At 69.9% G+C, this 25,312-nt stretch carries 25 protein-coding genes; 18 read left to right on the top strand and 7 right to left on the bottom strand.

Translation table 11 applies throughout. The features are described from left to right. Nucleotides 1-3: 3 nt before the first annotated feature. From AB0H49_RS03750 to AB0H49_RS03685, 14 genes are all read left to right on the top strand, one after another. Complete coding sequence (locus AB0H49_RS03750) at nucleotides 4-927, top strand: NifU family protein (protein ID WP_357246794.1); 924 nt, start codon at nucleotides 4-6, stop codon at nucleotides 925-927. Next, nucleotides 924-1,556 carry a DUF5947 family protein gene (locus AB0H49_RS03745; protein WP_357246791.1) on the top strand — a complete coding sequence of 211 codons (633 nt, stop codon included), beginning with the start codon at nucleotides 924-926 and terminating at the stop codon, nucleotides 1,554-1,556. Before AB0H49_RS03750 ends, AB0H49_RS03745 begins: the two co-directional genes overlap by 4 nt. Then, complete coding sequence (locus AB0H49_RS03740; protein ID WP_355003549.1) at nucleotides 1,553-2,200, top strand: DUF6084 family protein; 648 nt, start codon at nucleotides 1,553-1,555, stop codon at nucleotides 2,198-2,200. The genes AB0H49_RS03745 and AB0H49_RS03740 overlap by 4 nt, the downstream gene beginning before the upstream one ends. Then, a complete protein-coding gene (locus tag AB0H49_RS03735; RefSeq protein ID WP_357246787.1) occupies nucleotides 2,197-3,549 on the top strand; it encodes a hypothetical protein in 1,353 nt (450 codons plus the stop codon). The genes AB0H49_RS03740 and AB0H49_RS03735 overlap by 4 nt, the downstream gene beginning before the upstream one ends. Next, the gene (locus AB0H49_RS03730; protein WP_357246784.1) at nucleotides 3,546-3,683 is read left to right on the top strand and encodes a hypothetical protein; all 138 of its coding nucleotides are present in this window, start codon (nucleotides 3,546-3,548) and stop codon (nucleotides 3,681-3,683) included. Before AB0H49_RS03735 ends, AB0H49_RS03730 begins: the two co-directional genes overlap by 4 nt. 18 nt (nucleotides 3,684-3,701) lie before the next feature. After that, on the top strand, nucleotides 3,702-4,025 hold the full coding sequence (locus AB0H49_RS03725; RefSeq protein ID WP_355003551.1) for a hypothetical protein: 324 nt from the start codon (nucleotides 3,702-3,704) through the stop codon (nucleotides 4,023-4,025). After that, on the top strand, nucleotides 3,979-4,500 hold the full coding sequence (locus AB0H49_RS03720; protein ID WP_357246781.1) for a hydrogenase maturation protease: 522 nt from the start codon (nucleotides 3,979-3,981) through the stop codon (nucleotides 4,498-4,500). Before AB0H49_RS03725 ends, AB0H49_RS03720 begins: the two co-directional genes overlap by 47 nt. Nucleotides 4,501-4,503: 3 nt before the next feature. Further along, nucleotides 4,504-4,746: a HypC/HybG/HupF family hydrogenase formation chaperone gene (locus AB0H49_RS03715; RefSeq protein ID WP_355003553.1), complete on the top strand. Its 243-nt coding sequence runs from the start codon at nucleotides 4,504-4,506 to the stop codon at nucleotides 4,744-4,746. Beyond that, nucleotides 4,743-7,061 (top strand): carbamoyltransferase HypF, encoded by a 2,319-nt coding sequence (gene hypF / locus AB0H49_RS03710; protein ID WP_357246777.1) that lies wholly within the window; start codon nucleotides 4,743-4,745, stop codon nucleotides 7,059-7,061. The genes AB0H49_RS03715 and hypF overlap by 4 nt, the downstream gene beginning before the upstream one ends. An 18-nt stretch (nucleotides 7,062-7,079) precedes the next feature. Next, nucleotides 7,080-7,406 carry a HypC/HybG/HupF family hydrogenase formation chaperone gene (locus AB0H49_RS03705; RefSeq protein WP_141811080.1) on the top strand — a complete coding sequence of 109 codons (327 nt, stop codon included), beginning with the start codon at nucleotides 7,080-7,082 and terminating at the stop codon, nucleotides 7,404-7,406. Then, nucleotides 7,403-8,515 carry a hydrogenase formation protein HypD gene (gene hypD, locus AB0H49_RS03700; RefSeq protein WP_357246773.1) on the top strand — a complete coding sequence of 371 codons (1,113 nt, stop codon included), beginning with the start codon at nucleotides 7,403-7,405 and terminating at the stop codon, nucleotides 8,513-8,515. Before AB0H49_RS03705 ends, hypD begins: the two co-directional genes overlap by 4 nt. Beyond that, complete coding sequence (hypE, locus tag AB0H49_RS03695) at nucleotides 8,508-9,590, top strand: hydrogenase expression/formation protein HypE (protein ID WP_357246770.1); 1,083 nt, start codon at nucleotides 8,508-8,510, stop codon at nucleotides 9,588-9,590. Before hypD ends, hypE begins: the two co-directional genes overlap by 8 nt. An 88-nt stretch (nucleotides 9,591-9,678) precedes the next feature. Continuing rightward, nucleotides 9,679-10,383, top strand: coding sequence for a DUF6390 family protein (locus AB0H49_RS03690; RefSeq protein ID WP_357247916.1), 705 nt, complete (start codon nucleotides 9,679-9,681; stop codon nucleotides 10,381-10,383). Beyond that, nucleotides 10,380-11,522, top strand: coding sequence for a HoxN/HupN/NixA family nickel/cobalt transporter (locus tag AB0H49_RS03685; protein WP_357246767.1), 1,143 nt, complete (start codon nucleotides 10,380-10,382; stop codon nucleotides 11,520-11,522). Before AB0H49_RS03690 ends, AB0H49_RS03685 begins: the two co-directional genes overlap by 4 nt. A 154-nt stretch (nucleotides 11,523-11,676) precedes the next feature. Here the strand turns inward: AB0H49_RS03685 and AB0H49_RS03680 are convergent, their stop codons facing one another. Beyond that, nucleotides 11,677-12,885 (bottom strand): alpha/beta fold hydrolase, encoded by a 1,209-nt coding sequence (locus AB0H49_RS03680; RefSeq protein WP_357246764.1) that lies wholly within the window; start codon nucleotides 12,883-12,885, stop codon nucleotides 11,677-11,679. Nucleotides 12,886-13,299: 414 nt separating this feature from the next. Here AB0H49_RS03680 and AB0H49_RS03675 point away from each other — a divergent pair, with 414 nt between their 5' ends. Together AB0H49_RS03675 and AB0H49_RS03670 are read left to right on the top strand one after the other, a co-directional pair. Next, nucleotides 13,300-13,923 carry a YdcF family protein gene (locus AB0H49_RS03675; RefSeq protein ID WP_357246761.1) on the top strand — a complete coding sequence of 208 codons (624 nt, stop codon included), beginning with the start codon at nucleotides 13,300-13,302 and terminating at the stop codon, nucleotides 13,921-13,923. Between the two features lie 42 nt (nucleotides 13,924-13,965). Then, nucleotides 13,966-14,913, top strand: a complete 948-nt coding sequence (locus AB0H49_RS03670; RefSeq protein ID WP_357246758.1) for a MaoC family dehydratase N-terminal domain-containing protein — start codon at nucleotides 13,966-13,968, stop codon at nucleotides 14,911-14,913. 8 nt (nucleotides 14,914-14,921) lie between these two features. Here the strand turns inward: AB0H49_RS03670 and AB0H49_RS03665 are convergent, their stop codons facing one another. Genes AB0H49_RS03665 through AB0H49_RS03650 form a run of 4 tightly spaced genes read right to left on the bottom strand, consistent with a single transcriptional unit; the run spans nucleotide 14,922 to nucleotide 19,016 of the window. Then, nucleotides 14,922-15,944, bottom strand: coding sequence for an LLM class flavin-dependent oxidoreductase (locus AB0H49_RS03665; protein WP_357246755.1), 1,023 nt, complete (start codon nucleotides 15,942-15,944; stop codon nucleotides 14,922-14,924). Between the two features lie 44 nt (nucleotides 15,945-15,988). Next, nucleotides 15,989-17,038 (bottom strand): alpha/beta hydrolase family protein, encoded by a 1,050-nt coding sequence (locus AB0H49_RS03660; protein ID WP_355003562.1) that lies wholly within the window; start codon nucleotides 17,036-17,038, stop codon nucleotides 15,989-15,991. Next, complete coding sequence (locus tag AB0H49_RS03655; RefSeq protein ID WP_357246751.1) at nucleotides 17,035-17,985, bottom strand: acyl-ACP desaturase; 951 nt, start codon at nucleotides 17,983-17,985, stop codon at nucleotides 17,035-17,037. The genes AB0H49_RS03660 and AB0H49_RS03655 overlap by 4 nt, the downstream gene beginning before the upstream one ends. Before the next feature lie 59 nt (nucleotides 17,986-18,044). Continuing rightward, a complete protein-coding gene (locus AB0H49_RS03650) occupies nucleotides 18,045-19,016 on the bottom strand; it encodes a transcriptional regulator (protein WP_357246748.1) in 972 nt (323 codons plus the stop codon). Between the two features lie 431 nt (nucleotides 19,017-19,447). Between AB0H49_RS03650 and AB0H49_RS03645 the strand changes: the two genes are divergently transcribed. Continuing rightward, nucleotides 19,448-20,998 (top strand): acyl-CoA carboxylase subunit beta, encoded by a 1,551-nt coding sequence (locus AB0H49_RS03645; protein ID WP_355003565.1) that lies wholly within the window; start codon nucleotides 19,448-19,450, stop codon nucleotides 20,996-20,998. A gap of 225 nt (nucleotides 20,999-21,223) precedes the next feature. Here AB0H49_RS03645 and AB0H49_RS03640 read toward each other — a convergent pair whose 3' ends face one another. Both AB0H49_RS03640 and AB0H49_RS03635 read right to left on the bottom strand, forming a co-directional pair. Continuing rightward, nucleotides 21,224-21,826 (bottom strand): hypothetical protein, encoded by a 603-nt coding sequence (locus tag AB0H49_RS03640; protein WP_355003566.1) that lies wholly within the window; start codon nucleotides 21,824-21,826, stop codon nucleotides 21,224-21,226. Further along, a complete protein-coding gene (locus AB0H49_RS03635; protein ID WP_355003567.1) occupies nucleotides 21,823-22,482 on the bottom strand; it encodes a TetR family transcriptional regulator in 660 nt (219 codons plus the stop codon). The genes AB0H49_RS03640 and AB0H49_RS03635 overlap by 4 nt, the downstream gene beginning before the upstream one ends. A gap of 448 nt (nucleotides 22,483-22,930) precedes the next feature. Between AB0H49_RS03635 and AB0H49_RS03630 the strand changes: the two genes are divergently transcribed. Next, nucleotides 22,931-25,036: an AMP-binding protein gene (locus tag AB0H49_RS03630; RefSeq protein ID WP_357246743.1), complete on the top strand. Its 2,106-nt coding sequence runs from the start codon at nucleotides 22,931-22,933 to the stop codon at nucleotides 25,034-25,036. Nucleotides 25,037-25,312 lie beyond the last annotated feature (276 nt).

Raw genomic sequence — 25,312 nt, 5'->3', positions numbered from 1 at the left:
CGGATGGCGCGCCCGCAGCGGGAGATGGGAAACGGACACGGCGAGGCAGCAGTCGACGACGATCGCTGGCGCGGTGCGGGCGAACGCATCGAAACGCTGCTCGAATCGAGTTCGGTGGGCGGCGTCGCGGCCAGGGAGCGGGCCGAGGAATTGGTCCGCGAGGTCGCCGATCTCTACGGCGCGGGCCTCGAGCGCATCGTCGGCATGCTCGACGACGCGGCGCTCGAACGTCTGGCCGGCGACGACCTGATCGCGAGTCTGCTGCTCGTGCACGGGCTGCACCCGCACGACGTGGCGACGCGGGTGCGCACCGCGCTCGACAGCGTGCGGCCCTACCTCGGTTCGCACGGCGGCGACGTCTCGCTGATCGAGATCGAGGACGGGATCGTGCGGCTCGAGCTGGCGGGCAGTTGCCGCACCTGCCCGTCGTCGTCGGTGACGCTGGAATTGGCCGTGGAGGACGCGGTGCGCGCCGCCGCGCCCGAGATCGAGGCGATCGAGGTGGTCGCGGCGGCCGCGGAGACGGGCTCGGGGGTGATCGCGGCAGAGTCGTTGTTCGCGCGCGTGCACGGCCCGCAGTCCGGCAGCTGGATCGCCGTCCCCGAACTGGCGGCGATCGGGCCGGGTGAAGTCGGCGGGTTCGCGGTGGCCGGTGTCCCGGTGCTGGCCTGCCGGGTCGGCGACGAACTGTTCGTCTACCGCGACCGGTGCGGCGCCTGCGGTCGTTCGATGGCGGGCGCGGTCCTGCACCGGCGCCTGGGCTTCCCCGTGGGCGACGCCGTGCTGCGTTGCCCGGCGTGCGGCGCGCATTTCGACGCGGTGCACGCCGGTGCGCGGGTCGACGGCGACGGGCACCTCGAACCGCTGCCGGTGCTGGTGCGCTCCGGTGAGCTGTCGGTGGCGGTGCCCGCGGAGGTGCCCGGATGACCTCGGCGTTCGGCGTGTTGCGCCGCCTGACCGCGCCGCGACCGCCCGCACCGGCGGGCGAGCGCTGCGAGATGTGCGCGGACCCGATCGGCGAAGCCCACCAGCACGTGGTGAATATCGAAGGCAGACAGCTGATGTGCGTCTGCCGCGGCTGCTATCTGCTGTTCACCGACCAGACCGCCGCATTGCGGTACCGCGCGGTGCCGGACCGCTACCTGTCGTTCCCGGACGTGGTCATCGACCAGGACGAGTGGGACTCGCTCGAGATCCCGGTCGGTCTGGCCTTCTTCTTCCGCAATTCGACGCTCGAGCGCACCGTCGCGTTCTATCCGAGCCCCGCGGGCGCGACCGAGTCCGAACTGCCCTTGCCGCGCTGGCGCGCGATTCTGGACCGGCACCCGGAGATCGATATCGCGGCCGACGATGTCGAGGCTTTGCTGATCCGCATGCCGCACCGCGGCCGCCCCAGGGCCTGCCTGTTGTTGCCCATCGACGCCTGCTACGAGTTCGTCGGCCGGATGCGGTTGCTGTGGCGCGGGTTCGACGGCGGCCAGGAGGCGCACCACTACATCGAGGAGTTCTTCACCACGATGTCGGCGCGGGCGCGAACCGAGAGGGGCGCGCGATGAGCCCGGCCTACTCGATCACCTTCGGCGTCCTGGACATCCGGCCCGAACCGTACTCGGCGACGCCGACGCTGTCGGCGCGCGTCGGCATCGCGGCGCTGCACGAGGAGCCCGTGCACGCCATCGCGCTGCGCGCGCAGGTCAGGATCGAACCGCGCCGCCGTTCCTACACCGACGAGGAGGCGGCGGGGCTCACCGACCTCTTCGGCGCACGGGAACGGTGGCACGACACGCAGCGATCGTTCCTCTGGATGCACTGCGCGACAACGATTCCCGGGTTCACCGGCGGCGCGGAGGTGGATCTGCCGTTGCCGTGCACCTACGACTTCGAGGTCGCGGGATCGAAGTACCTGCACGCGCTGCGCGAGGGCACGGTGCCGTTGCTGTTCCTGTTCAGCGGCACCGTGTTCATCAGGGGCGCGGGCGGTTTCGCGGTGCAGCAGGTGCCGTGGGATCGCGAGGACAAGTTCGACATGCCGGTCTCGGTGTGGCACGACCTGATGGCCGCGCACTTCCCCAACTCCGGCTGGATCCGGCTGTCCCGCGAGACGCTCGACGCCCTGTCGGCCTACAAGCACGAGCGCGGGCTCCTCGGCTACGACGACGCGGTGACCAAGCTGCTCGCCTCGGCCCAGGAGTCGACGTGAGCACCCCTCGCTCGGTCCGGTCCGCGCGCGCCAGGGCGCGGGCGGTCGCCGACGCGGTCCTGTACGAGGGCTATCTGCTGTACCCGTACCGGGCGAACGCGCGAAAGAACCAGTGCCGCTGGCAATTCGGCGTCCTCGGTCCCGAGGGCGCGGCGCACGCCGGTCTCGGTGAGGATTCGATGCTGCGCGCACAGTTCCCGGTCATCGCCGACGGTGACTCCACGCTCGTCCTGACCGTCCGGTTCCTGCAATTACAGCGGCGCACCGTCGAAGATCGCCACCGAACTCCGGTGGCCGAACTCGACGTCGGCGGGCGCATGCTGATCAGCTGGGACGAGGCGGTCGAGCACGAGATCGAGCGCGGGCCGATCCCGCTGGCGGACACCGTGTTCGATGTGTCCGTCCCGGGCGGCGTCGACGCCGAGGACGTGCACGACGCCGCGGGCGCTGTCGCGGGACGGCTGGTGCGCACCCGGCGGCCGCTCGACGGCCGGGTCGAGGTATCGGTCGACGAGCTGCCCGGTTGTCACCGCGTCACGATCACGGTGCGCAATGTCGCCGCTGCCCAGCCGAACTCCGACGATGCCCTCGCGCACTCGCTGCTGGGCACGCATGTGATCGCCGAACTCGACGGCGGCGAGTTCGTATCGCTGCTGGAGCCGCCGCCCGAAGCGGCCGCGGCGGTCGAACAGTGCGACAGGCACCGCTGCTTCCCGGTCCTCGCCGGGCCGCCCGGCGACCACGGTCTGCTGCTGATCTCACCGATCATCCTCTACGACCACCCGGAGATCGCCGAACAGAGCGAGGGCCCGTTGTTCGACGCGACCGAGATCGACGAGATCCTGACCCTGCGCGTGATGGGCATGACCGACGAGGAGAAAGAGCAGGCCCGCGCCACGGATCCGCTCGCGGCGCGGATCGTCGACCGCTGCGACGCCACCACGGCCGACCAGCTGAACCGGCTGCACGGCGTGCTGCGCGAACCGCCGAACCCGCCGCGCGTGCTGCCCGAGGTGCCGGACGGGGTCGACTGGTGGGACCCGTTGGCCGACAACGCCGTTCGACCCGATGCCGACGCGGTCGCCGTCGCGGGCGTGCTGGTCAGCCGAGGCAGCCGGGTACGTCTGCGCCCGGCGCGGCGCGCCGACGCCCACGATCTGTTCTACGACGGCGAGCTCGCGCGGGTGGTGTCGGTGCACGAGGACGTCGACGGCGACGTGCACGTCGGAGTCGTCGTCGAGAACGACCCGGCCGCCGACCTGCACGAGTGGTACGGCCGCTACCTCTACTTCGCGCCCGACGAGATCGAGCCGATCGACGGGCCTTCCGAGGAAGGACGAGACGAATGAAAGGAGAGTCGGCCATGGACACGGTGGGAGTAGTCGCGATCGCACTCGCCGCAGTGATCGGAGGTGTTCTCACGGTCGTCGGGGTGCGGTCGATACCGGACATCCGGCGCTATTTCCGGATCCGCAACATGTAGCGAAGGTGAGGACAAGCCATGGGTGAGAGGAAAGAAGAGCCGCAGTCGGCACGCGGAGCGCCTGGCTCGCGCGACACCGGTTCGGACACGGTCGCCGGCGGTCCGACGGACCGCGAACCCGGCGACATCGGGCACGAGGAGCTGACCTCGGCCGAAGGCGAGCGCCCCGAGCGCAAGACCGAATTCACCACGACGCCGGGCAGCGACGCCGAGCCAGCCGTCCCGCCCTACGACGACCGCAAGGACACCGCGAACCGGCCGGGTGAGACGGCCGCGGGCGAGGTGGAGGGCGCCGATGTCGGCGGCGCGACGACGCCGACGCCGACCGACGAACAGGGGTGAGACGACGACGAAGGTACTGGTCGCCGGGATCGGGAACATCTTCCTCGGCGACGACGGATTCGGCCCGGCGGTGGTGCGGCGGCTGCCCGCCCCCACCGCGGCGGACATGCGCGTCGCCGACTACGGCATCCGAGGCATGCACCTCGCCTACGACCTGCTGAACGACTGGGACGCGCTGGTGCTCGTCGACGCGCTGCCCGATCGGGGCGCGCCGGGCCGGGTCGAAGTGTTCCGCGCCGAGCACGCGGAGCACTCCGGCGCCCGGCTCGACGCCCACGCCATGGATCCCGAGGCCGTGTTCTCGATGGTGCGGACGCTGGGCGGCACGGTGCCGCCGACGGTGATCGTCGGCTGTCAGGTCGGCTCGGTCGCCGAGGGGATCGGCCTCACCGAGCCGGTCGAGGCGGCCGTCGCGCCCGCCGCGGCCGCGGTCGGTTCGGTATTGGCGGACCTGCTCAGCCGACAGGAGGTGTGAACGATGTGCCTCGGGATTCCGGGCCGGGTCGTGCAGATGGCCGAGGGCTACCACGATCAGGTCGCCCTGGTGGACGTCTCGGGTCAGACGCGCAAAGTGAACATCGGCATGCTCGACGACGGCCCGGTCCGCCCCGGCGAGTGGGTCATCATCCACATGGGTTTCGCGGTCGAGCGGACCGACGAAGCGGGCGCCGCCGAGGCGCTCGCGGGGCTGCGACTGCTGGGGCGCGGGGAGGAACCGTGACCGCGGCGCGAACCCGGCGGCGGATCCTGGTCCGCGGCGTGGTGCAGGGTGTCGGATTCCGGCCGTTCGTCTACACCACCGCCGCCGAACTGTCGCTGGCCGGTCGCGTGTCCAACGACAGCTCCGGCGTGATCGTCGAGATCGAGGGCGCCGCGCGGGATCTGGACGAGTTCGAGCGCCGCGTCCGCCACCGGCCGCCACCGCTGGCCGTCGTCGAATCCGTTGAGACGACCGAGATACCGGTGCGCGGCGGCACCGGGTTCCACATCGCCGACACCACGCGCGACGGCGCGGGCCGCACGCTGGCCTCGCCCGACGTGGCGATCTGCGCCGAGTGCGCCGCCGAACTGCGCGATCCGGCCGATCGCCGCTACCGGCATCCCTTCGTGAACTGCACCAACTGCGGCCCGCGATTCACCATCATCGCGAGTCTGCCCTACGACCGGGACCGGACGTCGATGGCCGAGTTCCCCATGTGCGCGGCGTGCGCGCGCGAGTACGCCGACCCCGCCGATCGCCGCTTCCACGCGCAGCCGATCGCCTGTCCCGCCTGCGGCCCCACGCTCGGCTACACCGGCCCCGGCGCGGGAGACCCGATCGCGGCCTCCCGAGAGTTGTTGCGGCACGGTGGAATTCTCGCGGTCAAGGGCATCGGCGGTTACCACCTGGCCTGCGACGCGGCGAACGAGGCCGCCGTCGCCGAGCTGCGTCGCCGGAAACGGCGCGGCGACAAGCCGTTCGCGCTGATGGTGCCGGACCTGACGACCGCACGGGCGATCGTCGAGGTCGACGCCGCCGCCGCCGAGCTGCTGACCGGCCCCGCCCGGCCGATCGTCTTGCTGCCGCGGCGTGCGGAGCCCGAATCCGCTGCCGCCGAGGCATTCCCGGCTCCGGCCCGATCGGTGGCCCCGCGCAATCCCGATCTCGGCGTGATGATCGCCTACTCGCCGTTGCATCTGCTGCTGTTCGGGCTGCCCGGGGACCCGCCCGGACCGCGGGCATTGGTGATGACCTCGGGCAACCTCGGCGGCGAGCCGATCTGCTACGACGACGCCGACGCGCGCGAGCGCCTCGCGGGCCTCGCCGACGCGTGGCTCACGCACAACCGGCGCATCGTGGTGCCCTGCGACGATTCGGTGGTGCGGCTGGTCGACGGCGTCGAACTGCCGGTACGCCGCTCGCGCGGGTACGCGCCGATGCCTTTGGCCCTGCCGACGCCGATGCCGCCGACACTGGCGGTCGGCGCGGATCTGAAGAACACCTGCGCGGTGGCCGACGGCCGCTACGCGTGGCTGAGCCAGCACATCGGCGACATGGACGACCTGGCGACGCTGCGCGCGTTCACCGAGGCCGAGCGCCATCTCGAAGAGCTCACCGCCGTGCGGCCGATCCAGTTGGCCGCGGACGCGCACCCGCGCTACCGGTCCACCGCGTGGGCCGAACAACACGCCGACGGGCGCCCACTACGGACGGTGCAGCACCACCACGCCCATATCGCGGCGGTGATGGGCGAGCACGGCCTGGACCCCGCCGCGACGGTGCTCGGAATCGCCTTCGACGGAACGGGTTTCGGGCCGGACGCGGCGATCTGGGGCGCCGAGGTGCTCGCCGCGGGATACAAGGGCTACCGGCGGCTCGCGCATCTGCGCTACGTGCCCCTCGCCGGCGGCGACCTGAGCGTGCGACGGCCGTACCGCATGGCGCTGGCGCATCTGCGCGCCGCCGGAATCGACTGGACCGAGGACATCCCCGCGGTGCGGGCGTGCCCGGCCGAGGAGCGCACAGTGCTGGCACACCAACTGGATACCGGCTTCGGCTGCGTCCCGACCTCGAGCATGGGCAGGCTCTTCGACGCGGTCTCGTCGCTGGCCGGAGTGCGCCACGAGGTCGACTACGAGGCCCAGGCGGCGATCGAACTGGAGGGACTCGCTCGCGGCGCGGATCCCGGTGCGCGCGGCTACGAGTTCGTCATCCCGGCGAACGACGACCCGCGCGGTCGCGGCGCCACCGCGATCGAACCTGGCGCGGTGATCGCCGCGGTCGTCGCCGATGTGCGGGCCGGGGTCTCGCCCGAGGTCGTCGGTGCGCGCTTCCACGCGGCGGTCGCGCGCCTGATCCTCGACCTCGCCGTCGGATACGGAGCCGCGTCCACACCCGTCGCCCTGTCCGGCGGGGTGTTCCAGAATGCCCTGCTGCTCTCGACGACTCGAAAACTGTTACAGAAGAAGGGCTTCGAAGTCCTCTGCCATCGCAGGCTGCCACCGAACGACGGCGGCCTCGCGTTCGGCCAGCTACTCGCCATCGGAGCGGGATGAGCGGAAGGAGAAGCGACGATGTGCCTGGCAGTCCCAGGAAAGGTGCTCAGCCTGCACGAGCGGGACGGCACGCTGATGTCGACCGTCGATTTCGGCGGCGTGCACAAAGATGTGTGTCTGCAATACATCCCCGACGCGGCGGTCGGCGACTACGTCGTCGTCCACGTCGGATTCGCGATTCAGCGCCTGGACGAGCAGTCCGCGCTACAGACCCTGGCCGAGTTCGAACGCCTCGGGGTGCTCAACGAAGAGTTCGGCGACGGTTTCGCCATCGCCGCGAAACAGGCGGGAGTCGAGAACCCCGAAACGACCGAGCAGCGAGACGATCCGGAGGTGACGTCGTGAAGTACCTCGATGAATTCAGCGATCCAGAACTGGCCAAGGTCCTGCTCGACCGGATCCGCGGCGCGACGAACAGACGGTGGTCGATCATGGAAGTCTGTGGCGGACAGACTCATTCGATCATCCGGCACGGTATCGATCAGCTGCTGCCCGACCAGATCGAGATGATCCACGGCCCGGGTTGCCCGGTCTGTGTCACCCCGCTCGAGGTGATCGACAAGGCGCTCGAGATCGCCGCCCGGCCCGGAGTGATCTTCTGTTCGTTCGGCGACATGCTGCGGGTACCCGGCAGTTCCAAAGATCTGTTCCGCGTCAAGAGCGAAGGCGGCGACGTGCGCGTGGTCTACTCACCGCTCGACGCGCTCGAGCTGGCGCGCGCGAATCCGGACCGGCAGGTGGTGTTCTTCGGCATCGGCTTCGAGACCACCGCGCCCGCCAACGCGATGACCGTGTACCAGGCCAAGCGGCTCGGCGTGCGGAACTTCTCCCTGCTCGTCTCGCACGTGCTGGTGCCGCCCGCCATCGCCGCGATCATGGAGTCGCCCGATTGCCGGGTCCAGGGGTTCCTCGCCGCCGGTCACGTGTGCACCGTCATGGGCACCGGCGAGTACCCACCGCTGGCCGAGAAGTACCGGGTTCCGGTGGTGGTCACCGGCTTCGAGCCGCTCGACATCCTGGAGGGCATCCGCCGCACGGTGATCCAGCTCGAGGCCGGACGGCACGAGGTGGAGAACGCCTACCCGCGCGCGGTGGCCGCGGCGGGCAATCCGGCCGCCAAGGCGATGCTCGAGGACGTCTTCGAGATCACCGACCGGGCCTGGCGCGGCATCGGCGTCATTCCGCGCAGCGGCTGGCGACTGTCGGAGCGGTACCGCGACTACGACGCCGAGCAGCGGTTCGCCGTCGACGCGCTGCACACCGAGGAGTCCTCGATCTGCCGGTCCGGCGAGGTGCTGCAGGGCCTGATCAAGCCGCACGAGTGCGCGGCCTTCGGCAAGGAGTGCACGCCACGAAATCCTCTGGGCGCCACCATGGTCTCGTCCGAGGGCGCGTGCGCCGCCTACTACCTCTACCGGCGGCTCGACCTACCCGCGGAGGTCGCTCATGCTTGACGAGACCGGGTCGCCCACGCCCGCGCGCGTCGACATGGGCAGCTGGGTCTGCCCGATGCCGCTGCGGGATTCGCCGAACATCGTGATGGGGCACGGCGGCGGCGGTGCGATGTCGGGCGAGCTGATCGAGCATCTGTTCCTGCCCGCCTTCGGATCGGCCGCCGAAGCGGGGTTCGGCGATTCGGCGGTGGTCACCCTCGGCGGCGCCCGGCTGGCGTTCACCACCGATTCGTTCGTGGTGAAGCCGATGGAGTTCCCCGGCGGTTCGATCGGCGACCTCGCCGTCAACGGCACCGTCAACGATCTCGCGATGTCCGGCGCCCGCCCCATGGTGCTGTCGACCGCCTTCATCCTGGAGGAGGGCACCGCGCTCGCCGATATCGCGCGCATCGCCGCCGCCATGGGCACCGCGGCCCTCGGGGCGGAGGTCAAGCTGGTCACCGGCGACACCAAAGTCGTCGACGCCGGTCACGGCGACGGCGTGTACGTCAACACCGCGGGCATCGGCCTGATCGACGACGGCGTCGACATCCGCCCGCAGCGCGCGCGACCCGGCGACGTGGTCTTGGTCAGTGGGGAGATCGGCCTGCACGGTGTGGCGGTGCTGAGCTGTCGCGAGGGCTTGGAATTCGGCACCACAGTGTGCAGCGACACCGCGCCGCTGCACGGACTGGTCGCGGCGATGCTGGCCACCGGCGCCGACGTGCACGTCCTGCGGGATCCGACGCGCGGCGGTGTGGCCGCGACGCTCAACGAGATCGCGGGAGTGGCGAAAGTCGGTGTGTCGCTAGATGAACGGAAGATCCCGGTGTCCTCGCAGGTTCGCGATGCCTGCGGATTGCTCGGTCTGGACCCGCTGTACGTCGCGAACGAGGGCAAGCTGATCGCCTTCGTCGCGCCGGAGGACGCCGACCGAGTCCTCGCCGCCATGGGCGAGCATCCGCTGGGCGGGCGCGCCGAGGCGATCGGCGTCTGCGTCGAAGAACACCCCGGCATGGTGGTCGCCCGCACGGCGCTGGGCGGAAACCGGGTGGTCGACCTGCCCGCGGGCGAACAACTGCCGCGAATCTGTTGACATGGGCGGTGATTCGGCTTCCGCCGGGGCGGCGAGAGGAGGTGGCGCGATCACCGGACTGGACGTGGCGGGCCTCGACGGAACCGAGATGTTCGCCCGATACGCCCACGCGCCCAATACACTCGGCTACTGCGGACCCGCCGCTAGCGGGTCGATGGTCGACTTGCCGACGGCGGAGGTCAGGGCGATGGCGCGCCGGTTCTCCGGCGCGTGGCCCTACCTGCGGGTCATGGCACGGCTGACCGGCATCGCCGACCCGCTGGACCGGCGGCTCGTCGAATCGTATTGGCTCGGAGGGGGAATCGGCGCGCGGCTGGACCCGGCGGAGTTCATGGCGGAACTCCTGGCGGTGATCGGTCCGGTCGCCGGTCAGTACTGGGCGCATCTGACCACGGAACTGGTTCCCGAGGCCGCCGCCAACCACTGCTTCCACGTCTTCGGCGTCTACCCGTGGACCAGGCTGCTGGGACGGGGCGAGCACCCGCTGTTCGTGCTCGACAGCTGCCGCATCACCTGGGGAACGGTTCTGGCTCGCACGGACGACCAGATCACGGTGTCGACCCGCCGCCTGTCGTGGGACGGGGGCCGACTCGCGTTGTCCCACCCCGAGGATCGACAGGTAGCGGTATGGATCGACGGCTACTCCCCCGCGCCGGACGTGCGCGAGCACGATCTCGTCGCGCTGCACTGGGATCGGCTGTGCGGACTGCTGGAGCCGGAGCAGGTTCGCGACCTCGCCGACAGCACGACCCGTCAGTTGCGCGTCACGAACGACAGGCTGAAGCGGACGTGACCGTCACCTCCGGCACCGGACGATCCCGCCTCGACGTCGTTCGACACTCGCTGACCCGCTCCGAATGGCTCGGCGTGGCAGGCATGTTCGCGGTGATCGCGGCCCTGCACCTCGTCGGCTGGATCACCCTGATCGCCTTCGTCGTGCCGCGGAACCTGGACATCGGCGCGCAGACGCTCGGGGTCGGCGTCGGCCTGACCGCCTACACGCTCGGTTTGCGGCACGCCTTCGACGCCGACCACATCGCCGCGATCGACAACACCACCCGCAAGCTGATGAGCGACGGGCAGCGCCCGCTCTCGGTCGGATTCTTCTTCTCCCTCGGGCATTCGACGATCGTCTTCGGACTGGCCTTCCTGCTGTCGATCGGAATCAGGTCAATCGCCGGACCCGTCGAAAACGACTCGTCCAGCCTGCAGCACTACACCGGACTGTTCGGCACCACGGTCTCGGGCGCGTTCCTCTACCTCATCGCCTTCGTCAACATCGTCGTGCTGATCGGCATCCTGCGCGTCTTCCGGCGCGTGCGCGCCGGGGACTACGACGAGACCGCGCTCGAAGATCAGCTCACCAAAAGGGGACTGCTGAATCGTCTCCTCGGACCGGTGATGAAGGCGGTCACCAAGCCGTGGCAGATGTACCCGGTGGGTCTGCTCTTCGGCGTCGGCTTCGACACGGCGACCGAGGTCGCGTTGCTCGTGCTCGCCGGGACCAGCGCCGCCGCCGGACTGCCGTGGTACGCGATCCTGTGCCTGCCGATCCTGTTCGCCGCGGGTATGAGCCTGCTGGACACCATCGACGGGACGTTCATGAACTTCGCCTACGGGTGGGCTTTCGCCGAGCCCGTCCGCAAGGTCTACTACAACATCACCGTCACGGCGCTGTCGGTCGCGGTGGCCCTGCTCATCGGCACCGTGGAGCTGCTCGGCCTGCTCGCCGAGCAGCTCGGCTGGTCCGGTGGTTTCTGGGACTGGCTCACCGGTATCGACCTGAACATCATGGGCTACGTCGTCGTCGGCCTGTTCGTCGTCACCTGGGCCCTCGCGCTGTTGGTGTGGCGCTACGGCCGCATCCAGCAGCGGTGGGCTCGGCAGCCTTCGGTCCCGCGTCGGCCGACATCGCCTCCGCCGATGCGATGACGCCCAGGAGACCGATTTCCACGCCGAAAGCCCACCGGGCGGCAGTGCGTGCGTTACTCCGCTCGGTGGGCTCGGCGCCGGGGGCCGGGTCGCGCCTGCACAGGAGGGTTCGAGGTTCCCGCCCGACATCCCGACCGCCCGATCGGTCAATAGATCACAGGGCGCCACCACCTCCGATCAGCCAGGGGTTGAAGGTGCAGTCGAGCTGCGGGTGACCCACCGGGTCCAGGGCACGCAGCGCGATCGACAGGGCCCGCGGCGAGTACATCATCGTGAGATGGTCGGAGACGTCCTGCTCGCAGCCGTCTTGCAGGGTGATGTTGTCCACCTGCACACCGGGACCGGCCTGCAGGAAGGTCAGGTCGTAGGGGTTGGTGATCTCGTCGTAGCGGGTGCCGACGATGGTGTAGTCCACGCCGGGCACGGTGTCGCCGTTGGCGTTGAGCCTCTGCACGAACTCCGAGCCGATCGTCTGCTGGATGCCCGCGTGGCCGACGAAGATCTCGACGAAGCCGAGGATGTCGATGCCGAAGTTGTTGATGGCCCGGCCCAGCGCGCCGATTCCGATCAAGCTGGTGCCGTGGTGGGTCGCGCCGTAGGTGACGAGGTTCTGCACCTTGGCCGCCCCGCCCTCGAACTTGGTGTACCAGTTGGCCATCGCACCGCCCTGCGAGTGGGCGATGATGTCGACCTCGTCGGCTCCGGTGGCCGCGAGCACCCGGTCGACGAAGGTGGCCAGCTGCTTGGCCGAGTCCCAGATGTAGCCGGTGCCCATGACGCCGGGCAGCACCGAACCGAGGCCGCCGCCCTCGAGCAGGTTGGCGCGGCCGTAGTTGAAGGTGAAGGTGCAGAAGCCGGCGTCCTTGATCGGCTGGCCCATGAAGGCGTAGCCGTTGTAGGCGTTCATCCAGGTACCGTGCAGCATCACCACCGGACGGGGGTGTTCGGCGGTGGGCTTGCAGTTCCAGTCGTTGGCGCCGGGTGGGGCGACATCGGGATTCAGCAGACCATGGCCGAACGCGGCCAGCCACGACGTCATCGGCGGGCCGTAACCGACTGTGTCACTGGCGAATCCGCCCGAGGACCCGGAACTGCTTCCGGATCCCCCGTAGCAGCCCCCCGAGCCGTTGCCCGAACCCGCGCCGCTGCCGGAGGTGCAGGCCGAGCCGGAGCTGCCCGCGCTGCCGGAGCCGGCGACCGGCGCCGCCTTGCGACCCGCGGCGATGAGGTCCGCCAGGGCCTGTTCGGTCGCCGCCGGCTCGGGTGCCGCCTGGGCCGCGACACCGGTGAAGCTCATGGCGAGCACCGATACGATCGACACCGCCGCGGCGCCGAGCGTTCGGCCGCAGGTACTTCGTTTCATCAGATGCCTTTCGGTCGGAACGACGTCGTTCCCTCGTTCTCGGTTCTTGCGGTTCACAGCCCCGCCGTGCTGGTCGGCGGGTCTGAAACTGCGCCAACGCTAGGACCGGCGAAACGGCGAAACCCACACCGCGAGCGGGTATCTGGACACTTCACGAAGCGTTTGCCGCGACAGTAGGGAACGTGCACAGTCACCGCCGAGCGGGCGTGCGCTGGTTCGGGTGACAGGCGCGTCGAAAAGATTTCGGGTAGCGTGCACAACCTCGAGTGCAACCCTCCAATTACGCGGTCACCGAACGATGACATCTCCAAATATTCCGGCCGGCACTATGTGCCGGGCCGATTACGGCGCAATCATGGAGCGAGGTTTCCCAGCCGTCGAAGGCCACTCGATGGCTAATCGATGGAGATGCTCATGTTGCACACGATGTTTCCGAGAGGGCGGTCCCGCCGCGGCACGATGCGCGGTCTGCTCGGCGCGGCGACGGTGGTTACCGCGCTGCTTCACGCGCCGTGCGCGATGGCCGACGGCGGCACCGGTTCGGCCGCGGCGTCCCCGCCGCTGCCCCGCTTCGCCTCGGCGCTGCCCGCACTGGGTTTCCGCGGCCCCGGCACCGCGATCGTGGTGCTCGGCTACGGCCTGCTCCCCGACGGCGAGATGCGCCCGGAACTGCTCGCACGCCTGCACGCCGGATTCGTGCAGGCGTTGCTCGCTCCCGCCTCGCCGGTCATCGTGACCGGCGGAAACCCGCGCAACGGCGTCACGGAGGCGCGGGCGATGGCGGATTGGCTGATCGCACGCGGCATTCCGGCCGAGCGGGTGATCGTCGAGTCGGACGCCGCGTCGACGGTACAGAACGCCGAGCACTCGGCCAGGATCATGCGCGACATCGGCGCCAGGGACGCGGTGGTCGTCACCTCGGCCGATCACATCGACCGCGCGCTCGGCGATTTCCTCGGCGCCGGGGTGGACGTCGTCGCCACCGTGACACCGGATCAGGTGCCCGCGCTCGCCGCCCCTTTCGGTCCGCGCGCCTGATCGGCGAGAGCATTCCCCCGCACGGCAATTCTGGAGCAAAATATGACCGATCTCGTCACACCTGTGTCTCGCACCGAATCACCGTCGTATCACGACGTCCCGGCGTCGTGGCGCGGGGTGGTGCGCGACGAGACAATTCGCGAATTCGCCCGCGTGGTTCGCAATTTCCATCCGGCGCACCTGCGCGAAGACGCCGCGCACCGGCTCGGGTATTCCGGCCTCGTCGCCCCGCCGACGTTCGCCACCGTGTTCCTCGGACACCTTTACCGAGATCTACTGCACTCCCCGCGCACCGGCGCCGCCGCGCCGCACACCGCACCGCGCGTCTTGCACGCCGACCACGTGCTCGATCTGGCCAGGCCACTGCTGGCGGGCGATCGGCTGGACTGCCGGGTGCACGTCGAATCCTCCTGCTATTTCTCGGACTACGAGGTGCTCACGATCAGGAGCGCGCTGGTCGACGGCGCCGGTCGCGCGGTGCACACCGGTACGACGACGGTGCTCGGGCGGGTGCGGGCCGTCACCGCGCCGGGAGTCGCGGAGGCCTACGCCGACCGGCGCAGCGCCGAAACCGCGCTCGCCCACTCCTACGACCGAACACCTTGCACCACAGTTGATTTCGATTCTCTCTCGGTCGGCGATCAACTGCCGGTCCAGCTGCTCGAGGTGTCCGGGGCGGATCTGGCCGAGTACTCGTACGTGACCGGCCTGCCGAGCGCCGAGCCGCCGGGCATCTACGAAACCGGCCTCGCCACGGGCTATCTCACCGACTGGCTCGGCGATCCCGCCGCCATCACCAGGCTCCGCACCCAGGTCGCCCCCGGCGTCCACGGCCTGCGCGTCCGAGCCGCGCAGCGGGTCCGTCTCGCCCTCCGCGGCCGGATCACCGCGCTGGATCGACGCCATCGCGCCGCCACCCTCGCGGTGGACCTGCGTTGCGAAGGCCGTCGGCTGTTCGGGTACGCCGCGGTCGAGGCGCGATTTCGCTGAGGCGGTTCCTACGCCGCCCGCCGCGCCGCGGCCGGGAGCAACCCGGTGAGCCGCGCCAGTCGTCGATGCGACTCGAGCCGCGCGGCGCGATCGAAAGTGCTGGTGTGCACCAGGATCTCGTCCGCTCCGGTCCGGGTGATCAGCCGCTCCAGCGCCTCGGCCACCTCGTCCTCGGTGCCGTGGATCTGATCCCGCATCGATTCCGCCACCAGGCGGCGTTCGCGTTCGGTCATCGGCGCCGACTCGATCTCCTCCGGCGGCAGCAACACCGGGAACTCGCCGTGGGTGCGCGAGTACGCGCTCGACCAGGCCTCCGGCAGGAGCATCCTGCGCGCTTCCTCGGCGCTGTCCGCGATCAGGACGGTGCCCGAGACGACGACATACGGCGCACTCCCCCAGGCGGTTTCGCGAAATTCCGCGCGGTAGCGTTCGATCGCCTGGACCATCCGATCGTTGCCCGCCACCGCCGCGACGACCAGTGGCAGCCCGAAGCGCGCGGCGCGTTCCGCGCCGGAGCCGGTGGCCAGCAGGAACGCGGGCACCCGCAAGCCCTCCGCAGGCCAGGCGTGCACACCGTGCCTGCCGTGCGCGAAGTAGTCGAGCACCGCGGCGAGTCCGTCGTCGAAATCGTCGGCGTCGGCCTTGTCGTGCCCGAGCGCGCGGCGCACCCCGTCGGTGAAGCCGACCGACCGGCCGAGACCCATGTCGATCCGTCCCGGGTAGAGCGATTCCAGCACACCGAACTGTTCGGCGACGACCAGCGGCTGATGGTTGGGCAGCATCACCCCGCCGGTGCCGATACGGATGCGCGAGGTCGCGGACGCCGCGGCGGCGGCGAGCACGGTGGGCGCCGACCCGGCGACGCCCGGCACGCTGTGGTGCTCGGACACCCAGAACCGGTGGTAACCCCACTCCTCGGCCAGCCGCGCGAATTCGACCGTCTCGCGCAGCGCCGCCGGATGCGACTGCCCGCGCCGCACCCGCGAGCGGTCGAGGATGGAGAAGCGAACGGAAGGCAGTGCCGCGGTCATACCTGTTGTCAACGCGCCCGCCGCTCGCCCATTCCACCGCGAGGTCAGGTCGCGGGCACCCCCAGCGCCCCGGCCAGCACCCGCCAAGCGCGCGGCAGCTGCGCCTCGAAGTCCGGCCAGGTGTGCATGCCCGCGTCCGAGTACTCGACCTCGGCCGGAATCCCCAGTTCGGCGAGCCTGCCCGCGAACCGTTCGGTGCACGCGCGGGCCCCGGCCTCGAGCGCTGCGCCTCCCCCGGCGAGGCGCAGCGCGTCGACGACCGACGGCGCCGCCGCCACCGCGGCCAGATCGGCGGCGGTGGGGGCGCCCGAGGCGGCGGACAGGTAGATGGCGGTGCCGCGCAGCTTGTCCGCGCCGAGCAGGCTGTCGTGGGCCGCCCACTCGGGGGAATTCGGTGGGCCCCAGAGGTTTTCCACGTTCCCGCCGCGCGAGGCCACCGTGATCGTGGTGACGGCGTGACCGAGCGGATCGGCAGTGGAATAGCAGCCGCTCATTCCCGCGACCGCCAGATAGCGGCCGGGATGGCGCTGCGCGAGCATCATCGCCGCCTGCGCGCCCATGGAGACGCCCGCGATGGCCCGACGGCCGTCGGACTTCAGCAGCGATTCCACGATCGGCGGCAGTTCGTCGGTGAGGAAGGTCTCCCAGCGGTTGAGCCCCAGCGCGGCGTCGTGGCGCTGCCAGTCGCTGTACATGCTGCCGGTGCCGCCGGTGGTGAGCACCACATCGACCGGTTTGTCCGCGAAGAACTGCTCCGCGCCGCCCTTGGTGAGCCAACCCGAGGTCGGTTCGCCGTCGACGCCGTCGAGCAGGTACAGCGTCGGGCGCGGGCCCGACCCCGAGCCGCGCAGGACGTCGACCTCGATGACCCGGCGCATCGCGGCGGAGGCGATGTGCAGGCGGTCGCGGCGCGGACCCAGGCTCTCGATGGTCAGCAGACCGGTCCTGGTCATCTTCGGATCGACCGCGGGCGCCTGGGTCGGCGCGGCCGCCGGGCTCGCGGGCGCGGCGAGCACTTCGGCAAGCACGGGCGCGGTGGTCGCGGCGGCGAGCACGGCCAACGCGGCCGCGGCGATCGAGACTCGGCTGCTCATGAACTCGCGGCGGCCCGCTCCGCCTGCCGGGCCGCGGCCCGTTCCCGCTGTTCCTCGAAGCGCCGCGCCCGCTGCTCCAAGTCGTCCAGGAAGGCGTGCAGCTCGTCGCGGGCGCGCTCCCCTTCGCCGGACAGGTCCGTGCGCTCGAAGACGTTCCACGCGCGGAGTACGGGCCGCACCACGACGTCCAGATGCTGGCGCAGATCGTAGATGCCGTGCTTGGCCAGCAGTACTGCGTTGCGGCGGAAGCCGGGCTGGGTCAAACCGGGCATCTGGAACTGGGTGACGATGTCGGTGATCGCGCGCAGCATCGCGTTGGGCGTGAGGTCGAGGGCCGCGGCGCTCAGATTCCGATAGAAGATCATATGCAAGTTCTCGTCGGCTGCGATTCGTTGCAGCATACGCTCCGCGAGGGGGTCGGCGCACGCGGCCCCGGTATTTCGATGACTGATTCTGGTCGCCAATTCCTGCAACGTCACATAGGCCACCGAACGCAGGAACTGTGGCCCCTTGACAGGTTTCGCGATTCCGGTCGTCATGTGCCGCATGCGCGCCGCCTCCAATGCGACGGGATCCACCGCGCGGGTCACCACCAGATAATCGCGCATCACTATGGCGTGCCGATTCTCCTCGGCGGTCCAGCGGCCGACCCAGGTGCCCCAAGCACCGTCCAGCGAAAAGGATTCCGAGATCTCCCGGTGATAGGACGGCAGATTGTCCTCGGTGAGCAGATTCGTGATCATCGCGACCTGAGCGACTTCGGACAGCCGGGATTGTCCCGGCTCCCAATCGATTCCGCCGAGGGCGGCGAAATTGCGGCCGTCGTCCCACGGCACGTAGTCGTGCGGCTGCCAGGCCTTCGCCTTGCGGAGATGGTCGTCGAGGAGACGCTCCGCGACCGGTTCCAGTTCGCGCAGCAGGTCCAGATCGGTCGACGCGGTGGTCACTGGTCGAACTCCTTGCCCGCCTCGAACATCGAGGCTTATCCGACGATAAGGCCGAAAACTCAGGCCGAACGCCCCATTCGCGGTTTGTTGGGCGAGGTGACTACCGCCCCTCTGGCCTGCTGGGGCCCGTCACAACCGATCGATTCCCCCAGGTCCGCCACCGGATACAAGCCGGGAGGACGGTTCGCCGCCCGGATCCTGCCGAGCAGATCGTGCGCGCGTCCGGCGAGTTCCGGTATGCGGCAACGAGCTCCGGCCGTGACCGTCGCCGTCAGCGGGACTTCCGCGGCCTCGCTCACCACGTCGAGCACCTCGGCGGTCATGGCCAACGGCGTGAGCGCGGAGGCCTCATCGATCGGCACCAGCACGGTGCCGCCCTCGGTGGACAGCAGCGACAGCGCACGCGAGCCGAGCGGATTGGCCAAGGCGGCCTGCACCCTGCGCAGCTTCCGGCGCCCCGCCGTCGCGCCGCCGCCGGGACGCAACTCGTCGCTGTGCTGCGGGATCGACACCGCGACCACCTGGTACGACGGCGCGATGCTGATGCCGGTCTGCGTGGCCAGCTGGGCCACGCCGTGCCCGCTGAGCAAGGCCGAGACGAGGGTCTGCGCCGCCGTCTGATGCTCCTTGGCGACCAGCCGGTGTTCCTCGACGTAGGCCGTCGACGCCCCCACCGTCACCATCTCCAGCGCGCGCACGATCAACCGGGCGCCCGCCACCAGCTGATCGGAGTCGCCGCCGCTCGCCGCGAGGAATTCCAATCCGGAACGAATCCCGTCGTGATACGCCCCGAGCACCGTTTCCAGCGCGACGCCTTCGCGCGCCCAGCGCATCGCGCTGCCCGCGATCTCCGCCGGTTCCGGAGCGGCCGGAAAAGAGCCGGTTTCCAGCACTTTCACCGCCTCGGCCAGACAGTTCCGCGTTATCGTCGCGAGATCACCGGGCGGCACTCCGCGCGGCCGATATCGCAGATGTTCCACGAGTTTCGAGTGCAGAGTCGTGATGCCCGAACCGGCCTGTGTGCCCGCCATGACTGTCGAACAGTAGCGGCGATCGGGGCGAAATCCCGAGCCGTTACCGAGTTCCGGGCATTTCATCAGGCCGTACCCAAGCCGTTGGGCGAAATCACAAGCAGATCACGGCTTTTCGCGCGGCGGACGGTGCCGATGGCGGCGCGGCCGACAGCTCGGGATCGTACCGGTTGGAATTGTCGAGCGTCCGACCGCCCGGCCCACCGAATATTTTCCGGGCCGCTCGGTGAATTCTGTCGAGCACCCGTAACTCGGAGCGGCCGGGAAGCGATAGGACATCCGACCGAGAGCGCGGTATCGCCCGCTCGGAGTTGTCGCATGAGTAGGGTGGCCCGTGGTGTGCCGCACGTCTCATCAGCGATAGCATCGAGCGCCGCGCCTCCGTACCGCGGACCGGGCGCCACGTCGAGTGCGAAGGACTACACGGACATATGACCGGTACGCGAGAGAAGCTGGAGCAGCTCCGGGGCATCCTGGAGCTCGCCGAGGAGCCCGCAGGCGAGGCGGGGATCGCCAAACGCAAGGCCAAGGAGATCCCCAGCGCCCGCGAGCGGGTCCGCATGCTGCTCGACCCCGGTACTTTCGTGGAGATGGGCGCGCTGATGCGCCAGCCGGGCGCGAACAACGCCATGTACGGCGACGGCGTGGTCACCGGCCGCGGGTACATCGACGGCCGGCCCGTCGTGGTGATCGCGCACGATCAGACCGTGCACGGCGGCTCGGTCGGCGAGATGTTCGGCCGCAAGGTGGCCGCGGCCATGGAGTTCGCCTACGAGAACGCCTGTCCCGTGATCGCGATCAACGACTCCGGCGGCGCGCGCATCCAGGACGCGGTCGCTTCGCTGGCCTGGTACGCGTTGATGTGCCGTCGCCAGGAGGATCTGTCCGGCTTCGTGCCGCAGGTGGCGATCATGCTCGGCAAGTGCGCGGCCGGTTCGGTGTACGGCCCGGTCAACATGGACGTGCTGGTCGCGACCGACAAGTCCTACATGTTCGTCACCGGCCCCGAGGTCATCAAGGCCGTCACCGGCGAGAGCGTGAGCGCGGACGAACTCGGCGGCGCGGCCGTGCAGGCGCGCACCGGCACCGTGCACCACGTCGCGGACAGCGAGCGCGCCGCGTTCGACTGGGTGCGCGAGTACCTCGGCTATCTGCCCTCCAGCTGTCTGGAACAGCCGCCGATCGTCAACCCGGGGCTCGAGCCGGAGATGACGAAGCACGACCTCGAGCTGGACTCGATCATCCCGGACGCGGACAAGGTCGGCTACGACATGCACGACATCCTCGTGCGCATCTTCGACGACGGCGCCTTCCACGAGGTCAGCGCGGGTACCGCGCAAAACCTGATCACCGGCTTCGCGCGCGTGGACGGGCGCAGCATCGGCGTGATCGCCAACCAGCCGATGGTGCTCGGCGGCGCGCTCGACGCGCAGTGCTCGGACAAGGCCACCCACTTCATCCGCCTGTGCAACGCCTTCGGCCTGCCGCTGGTGTTCGTGGTGGACACGCCCGGTGTGCTTCCCGGCATCGAGGAGGAGCGCAGCGGCGTCATCAAGCGCGGCGGGCGGTTCTTCCGCGCGGTGATCGAGGCGACCGTGCCGATCGTCACCGTGGTGACGCGCAAGGCCTACGGCGGCGGTTACGCGGTCATGGGCTGCAAGCAGCTCGGCGCCGACATCAGCCTGGCCTGGCCGACGGCCCGGATCGCGGTGATGGGCGCCGAGAGCATGGTCGGCATCATCGGGCGCAGGCAGCTGGAGGCGACGCCCGCCGACCAGCGCGCCGAGGTGCGCCAGCAGATGATCGACTTCTACAACGCCACCATGGCGACGCCGTGGATCGCCGCCGAGCGCGGCTACATCGACGCGGTCATCGAGCCGTCGCAGACCCGCTTGGAGATCCGCAAGGCGCTGCGGCTGTTGCGCGACAAGGATCCCAAGCCGAAGCACAACCCGCGCAAGCACAGCCTCTTCCCCGTATAACCGAAAAGCACCGGTTGTGCTGTCTCACAACACATCCGACGAGCGGTCGTAGGATCGCCGGATGTTCCGTGAGGTGGCGACACGGGGCTGTCCCATCGCCTAATCTCGGATCCGTGTCCGGCCCTCGTTCGCCGCGCAGTGGCCGGACACGGTGGCGTGCCTGCCGTGGTTTGTTCCCTACCCTTACCCGGCGGGCACGCCGCACTTCATCGTGCGACGCGCCAGTCAGACCGCGCCGCGGCCGCCCCAGGTGAGACCCGCTGTCGCCCATTCGGTTTCCCACAGTCGCGCACGCCTGCGGTCCAGGCTCGCGCGCAGCAGGTAGTAGCCGGTCGCGAAGCACACCAGCACCGCGCCGGCCACCGCGCTCGACATCAGCACCGCGCGGCTCAGCGCTCGCGTCTCCGACGGCGGCTCCACGACCCGGCCGTCCCGATCGAGCCAGATGCTCACGGCGGCACCGGGATTCACCATGGTGCTGGAACGGTAGTCCTCGACACGAGTGACGCCCGCGCCGTCGACCCAGGACACCCGCGCGGGCGTGATCGGCGCGTACAGCGGCGCCTTGCCGACTTCGACCACGGTGGCGTCGACGCGGTGCAGTTCGGCGAGACGACTCTCGACCACCCGGGATTCCGTCTCGTAGACCCGGCCGCCGATCCCGATCGCCACCAGCGGGACGATGGCGAGGAACAGCAGGGTCAGCAGCATGCCGACCCCGGATTGCAGCCGATCCTCTCTGCGCCGCATGGGATTTCGGTCCAGACCCATCCGTCGGCAGGTCCGGCGCACGATGCCCGCCGATCCGACCGCGCGTTCCTCGGTCATGACGCCGACTCCTCGTACTCGATGTCGCACTGGATGTCGTTCGCCACCCCGGCGAGGGTGTCGAAGAAGCTTTCGATGAGGTCGGGCAGGCCGTTCGGGTCCGCCCCGGCCGCCCAGGTCTGCAAGGCCGCGACGATGAGCCCGGAACACGCCGCGACGACGGTCGCCGGGCGCAGATCCCGCGCCGGGTCCACGCCGAGGCGGGCGGCCAGAATGCGCACCGATTCGCGTTGCCCCTCGTTGCGGATGCGCTGGTAACCGGCGAGCAGAGCCGGTTCGTCGTCGAAGCGCTGGAACAGCGCCCAGCGCCGGGCGAGCAGGCCTGCTCGTTCCCCGGTGTACTCGGCGGTCAGCCAGTCGTGCACCGCGTTGCGGTAGGCCCGCAGCGGCGGCTCGTGGGCCGGGCGGCAGGCCAGCGCCTCGTTCAGCAGGTGCATGTCCTGGTCGATGTCGCCGAGGATCGCCGCCTCGATGGACGGGAAGTGGCGGCTGAAGGTGCGCCGGGTGACGCCCGCGCGCTCGGCGATGTCCTCCACGCCCACCGCGGCCAGTCCCCGCTCGGTCAGCAGATCGAACGCGGCGCGCGACAGCGCCTCGCGGCTGCGACGGGTGCGCAGCCTGCGGCCATCCAGGTCGACGGCGTCGTCGGTGCCCATGCCCTCATCCTACCAATATTGTCCCGACGGGACATTAGTTTCCGCTCGCACTCTCCTCAGGGCAGTACCCGCTACGAGCACACGGAACCGCGCGACCGGCGACAGCGGGTGCCCGGCGTTCGCTTCGCCGGTGACGACGACCAGTCCCCGAACCGAGGCGATCGGCGGAACGACAGTTCGCGGCGCCACCCGATCATGACTTCTCACAAAGCTGTCCGAAATAGCCCGGAAATCGTCTCCGTGTGCATCTCCGAAATCTCTGTCCGAGAAACCCGGCGACCCGAGCCGCGTTGTGCTCGAACACAGCCGAATTCGCCTCCGGATAGGTCCGAAAACAGTTTCCTACCAGGTGAAATACCGGACTCTTGACCAGAATTGCGGCGGGAGCTACAAATGAAATCTCCGCCGACCCGAGCTGTTCGAACCGGCCGACGAGAATTGCAAGCCAGTGGTTACCGACGTCATCGATGTGACCGTGGAATTCGCGATCCCCCGCCAGTCGGTGTGGGACCTGCTCCGCGAGCCGCAGACCTACCCCCGCGTCTTTCCCGGTATCGGCGCGTGCGAACCGCTAAAAGCCGCGGGTGGACATCAGATGCTGCGCTTCCGCGTCGGCACCGCCGAACTCGGGGTCCGCACCCAGGTGATCCAGCTGCGGATCGGCCGCTGGTACGAAAGCCTCGAGCTGGTCAGCCCGACGCTGGGCAGCTTCGCCTCGATCCGGCTGCGCGGCACCGAGGAACGCACCCGCGTCTCGGTCACCTTCTTCGGACCGGGCCGCATCCATCCAGCCGTCGCGAAGCTCGGCAACGGCGCGATCATCGCCTGGACCGAGCGCGGCCTGCGCCGCATCGCCGACCTGGTGCGCGGCGCGACCACCTCGGTCGTGGTCAACGGCGAGAACTCACCGGTCCGCCGCCGCGCGGAGGTGGCCAGGCAGATGATGGCCACCGGCGTGGTGCGCGCCCACCGTCCCGACCTCGGCTTCAAACAGCTGCGCAGACTCTCCGAGTGGGGGTTCAACCTCGCGGGCGGTTACGCGGCGGCGGCCGCGTTCGCACCGGAGCGCACCGCGCTGATCGACGCGCGCGGCGCACGCACCTTCGCGGAGATACACGCTCGCACCAACGCCATCGCGGGCGCCATGTCGATGCTCGGGCTCGCGGCGGGCGATGCCATCGGCCTGCTCGCGCGCAACCACGGCGGAATGGTCGAGACCATGGTCGCCGCGGGCAAGCTCGGCATCGACGTGGCGCTGCTGAACACCGGCCTGCCCGCACGGCGCATCGAGGAGGTGGTGCAGCGCGACAAGCTCACCGCGCTATTCGTGGACGGCGAATTCGACCATCTCGTGCAGTATCTGCACGCCGATCTTCAGCGCTACGCCACCGACCGGGCCAAGCCGGTGCCGGGTCGAACCACCCTCGACGATCTCGCGGGTATGGGGCACAACGACTTTCGCAAGCCCGCGCACCCGGGCAAGCTGATCGTGCTGACCTCGGGCACCTCCGGCACCCCGAAGGGCGCGCGCCGTCCGCACGCCAAGGGATTCAGCACCATCGCGGCGCTGCTGTCCCGTATTCCGCTGCGGATGGACGAGACCATGCTCATCCCCGCGCCGCTGTTCCACACCTGGGGCTTGGCCGCGCTGCAATTGAGCACCGCGCTGCGTTCCACCGTGGTGCTTCCCGAGCAGTTCGACGCCGAGGACTGCCTGCGCCTGATCGCCGAACACCGGGTGAGCACGTTCATCGCGGTGCCGATCATGGTGCACCGCATTCTGGAGCTGCCCGCGCACGTGCGGGCCCGCTACGACACCTCCAGCCTGCGGGTGGTGGCCAGCTGCGGCGCGCCGCTCGCCGCGAGCACCGTGCTCGACTTCATGGACGCCTACGGCGACGTCCTCTACAACGTCTACGGCTCCACCGAGGTGTCCTGGGCGACCATCGCCGACCCCACCGACCTGCGCGCCGCGCCGACCACCGCGGGCCGCCCGCCGCTCGGCACCAAGGTCGCGGTGCTCGGCCCGGACCGCAAGCCGCTGCCCGTCGGCGCGACCGGGCACATCTACGTGAGCAATCACATGCTCTTCGACGGCTACGTCAACGCCGCGCCGCCGGACGAGGCCGACGGCATGCTCGACACCGGCGATCTCGGCTTCCTCGACGCCACGGGCAAGCTGTTCATCGCGGGCCGGGACGACGAGATGATCATCTCCGGCGGCGAGAACGTCTTCCCGCGACCGGTCGAGGAGGCGCTGGCCTATCTGCCGCAGGTCCGCGAGGTCGCGGTGGTCGGCGTCCCCGATCGCGAATACGGCCAGCGTCTCGCCGCCTTCGTGGTGAAACGCGAAGGGTCGGGCCTTGATTCGGATATGGTCCGCAACTACATCCGCAATCGGCTGAGCCGATTCTCGGTGCCGCGCGACGTCACCTTCCTCCACTCGCTGCCCCGCGGCGAGACGGGCAAGATCCTCAAGCGCCTGCTCACCGGCGGCGCCGAGGACGCCGCCCAGCATCCGATCATCGGGACGATCGCCCCCGGCTCGTACTGACCGCTCGGCTCGACCGCTCGGCGAAACCGCGCTTCGCCGGACACCCGGCGGGCCGACACGCGCCGCGTCGTTGTGAGAAACCAACGCCCGGCTCGCGTCCGGCTGGACATGCCCCAGTGTCCGCTCGCCGACCTGTCCGCGCACCGTGTCCGCGCCTATGCTCGCCGGGACGGCTCCGGCGGCAGGCCGACCCGCAGCGGCCCGCCGCGCGACGAGTTCCGGAGCCGCTGAGGCAGGCCGTCCCGGTCGGTGCGACACCGCTCCCAACACCGTCGC

The sequence above is a fragment of the Nocardia sp. NPDC050713 genome, from assembly GCF_040654315.1.
GTDB lineage: Bacteria > Actinomycetota > Actinomycetes > Mycobacteriales > Mycobacteriaceae > Nocardia.
Note: the sequence above shows the minus strand (reverse complement) of the source record. Positions and strands in the feature narration are given on the sequence as shown.

Bases quoted from the DNA above. Each gene is read 5' to 3' on its own strand.
- AB0H49_RS03705 (WP_141811080.1), top strand. From the start codon at position 7,080: ATGTGCCTGGCAGTCCCAGGAAAGGTGCTCAGCCTGCACGAGCGGGAC.
- AB0H49_RS03720 (WP_357246781.1), top strand. From the start codon at position 3,979: ATGTCGGCGGCGCGACGACGCCGACGCCGACCGACGAACAGGGGTGAG.
- AB0H49_RS03665 (WP_357246755.1), bottom strand. From the start codon at position 15,944: ATGACCGCGGCACTGCCTTCCGTTCGCTTCTCCATCCTCGACCGCTCG.
- AB0H49_RS03725 (WP_355003551.1), top strand. From the start codon at position 3,702: ATGGGTGAGAGGAAAGAAGAGCCGCAGTCGGCACGCGGAGCGCCTGGC.
- AB0H49_RS03635 (WP_355003567.1), bottom strand. From the start codon at position 22,482: ATGGGCACCGACGACGCCGTCGACCTGGATGGCCGCAGGCTGCGCACC.
- AB0H49_RS03670 (WP_357246758.1), top strand. From the start codon at position 13,966: ATGACCGATCTCGTCACACCTGTGTCTCGCACCGAATCACCGTCGTAT.
- AB0H49_RS03660 (WP_355003562.1), bottom strand. From the start codon at position 17,038: ATGAGCAGCCGAGTCTCGATCGCCGCGGCCGCGTTGGCCGTGCTCGCC.
- AB0H49_RS03680 (WP_357246764.1), bottom strand. From the start codon at position 12,885: ATGAAACGAAGTACCTGCGGCCGAACGCTCGGCGCCGCGGCGGTGTCG.
- AB0H49_RS03650 (WP_357246748.1), bottom strand. From the start codon at position 19,016: ATGGCGGGCACACAGGCCGGTTCGGGCATCACGACTCTGCACTCGAAA.
- AB0H49_RS03745 (WP_357246791.1), top strand. From the start codon at position 924: ATGACCTCGGCGTTCGGCGTGTTGCGCCGCCTGACCGCGCCGCGACCG.
- AB0H49_RS03675 (WP_357246761.1), top strand. From the start codon at position 13,300: ATGTTGCACACGATGTTTCCGAGAGGGCGGTCCCGCCGCGGCACGATG.
- AB0H49_RS03740 (WP_355003549.1), top strand. From the start codon at position 1,553: ATGAGCCCGGCCTACTCGATCACCTTCGGCGTCCTGGACATCCGGCCC.
- AB0H49_RS03730 (WP_357246784.1), top strand. From the start codon at position 3,546: ATGAAAGGAGAGTCGGCCATGGACACGGTGGGAGTAGTCGCGATCGCA.
- AB0H49_RS03640 (WP_355003566.1), bottom strand. From the start codon at position 21,826: ATGACCGAGGAACGCGCGGTCGGATCGGCGGGCATCGTGCGCCGGACC.
- AB0H49_RS03715 (WP_355003553.1), top strand. From the start codon at position 4,504: ATGTGCCTCGGGATTCCGGGCCGGGTCGTGCAGATGGCCGAGGGCTAC.
- hypE (WP_357246770.1), top strand. From the start codon at position 8,508: ATGCTTGACGAGACCGGGTCGCCCACGCCCGCGCGCGTCGACATGGGC.
- AB0H49_RS03690 (WP_357247916.1), top strand. From the start codon at position 9,679: ATGTTCGCCCGATACGCCCACGCGCCCAATACACTCGGCTACTGCGGA.
- AB0H49_RS03645 (WP_355003565.1), top strand. From the start codon at position 19,448: ATGACCGGTACGCGAGAGAAGCTGGAGCAGCTCCGGGGCATCCTGGAG.
- AB0H49_RS03750 (WP_357246794.1), top strand. From the start codon at position 4: ATGGCGCGCCCGCAGCGGGAGATGGGAAACGGACACGGCGAGGCAGCA.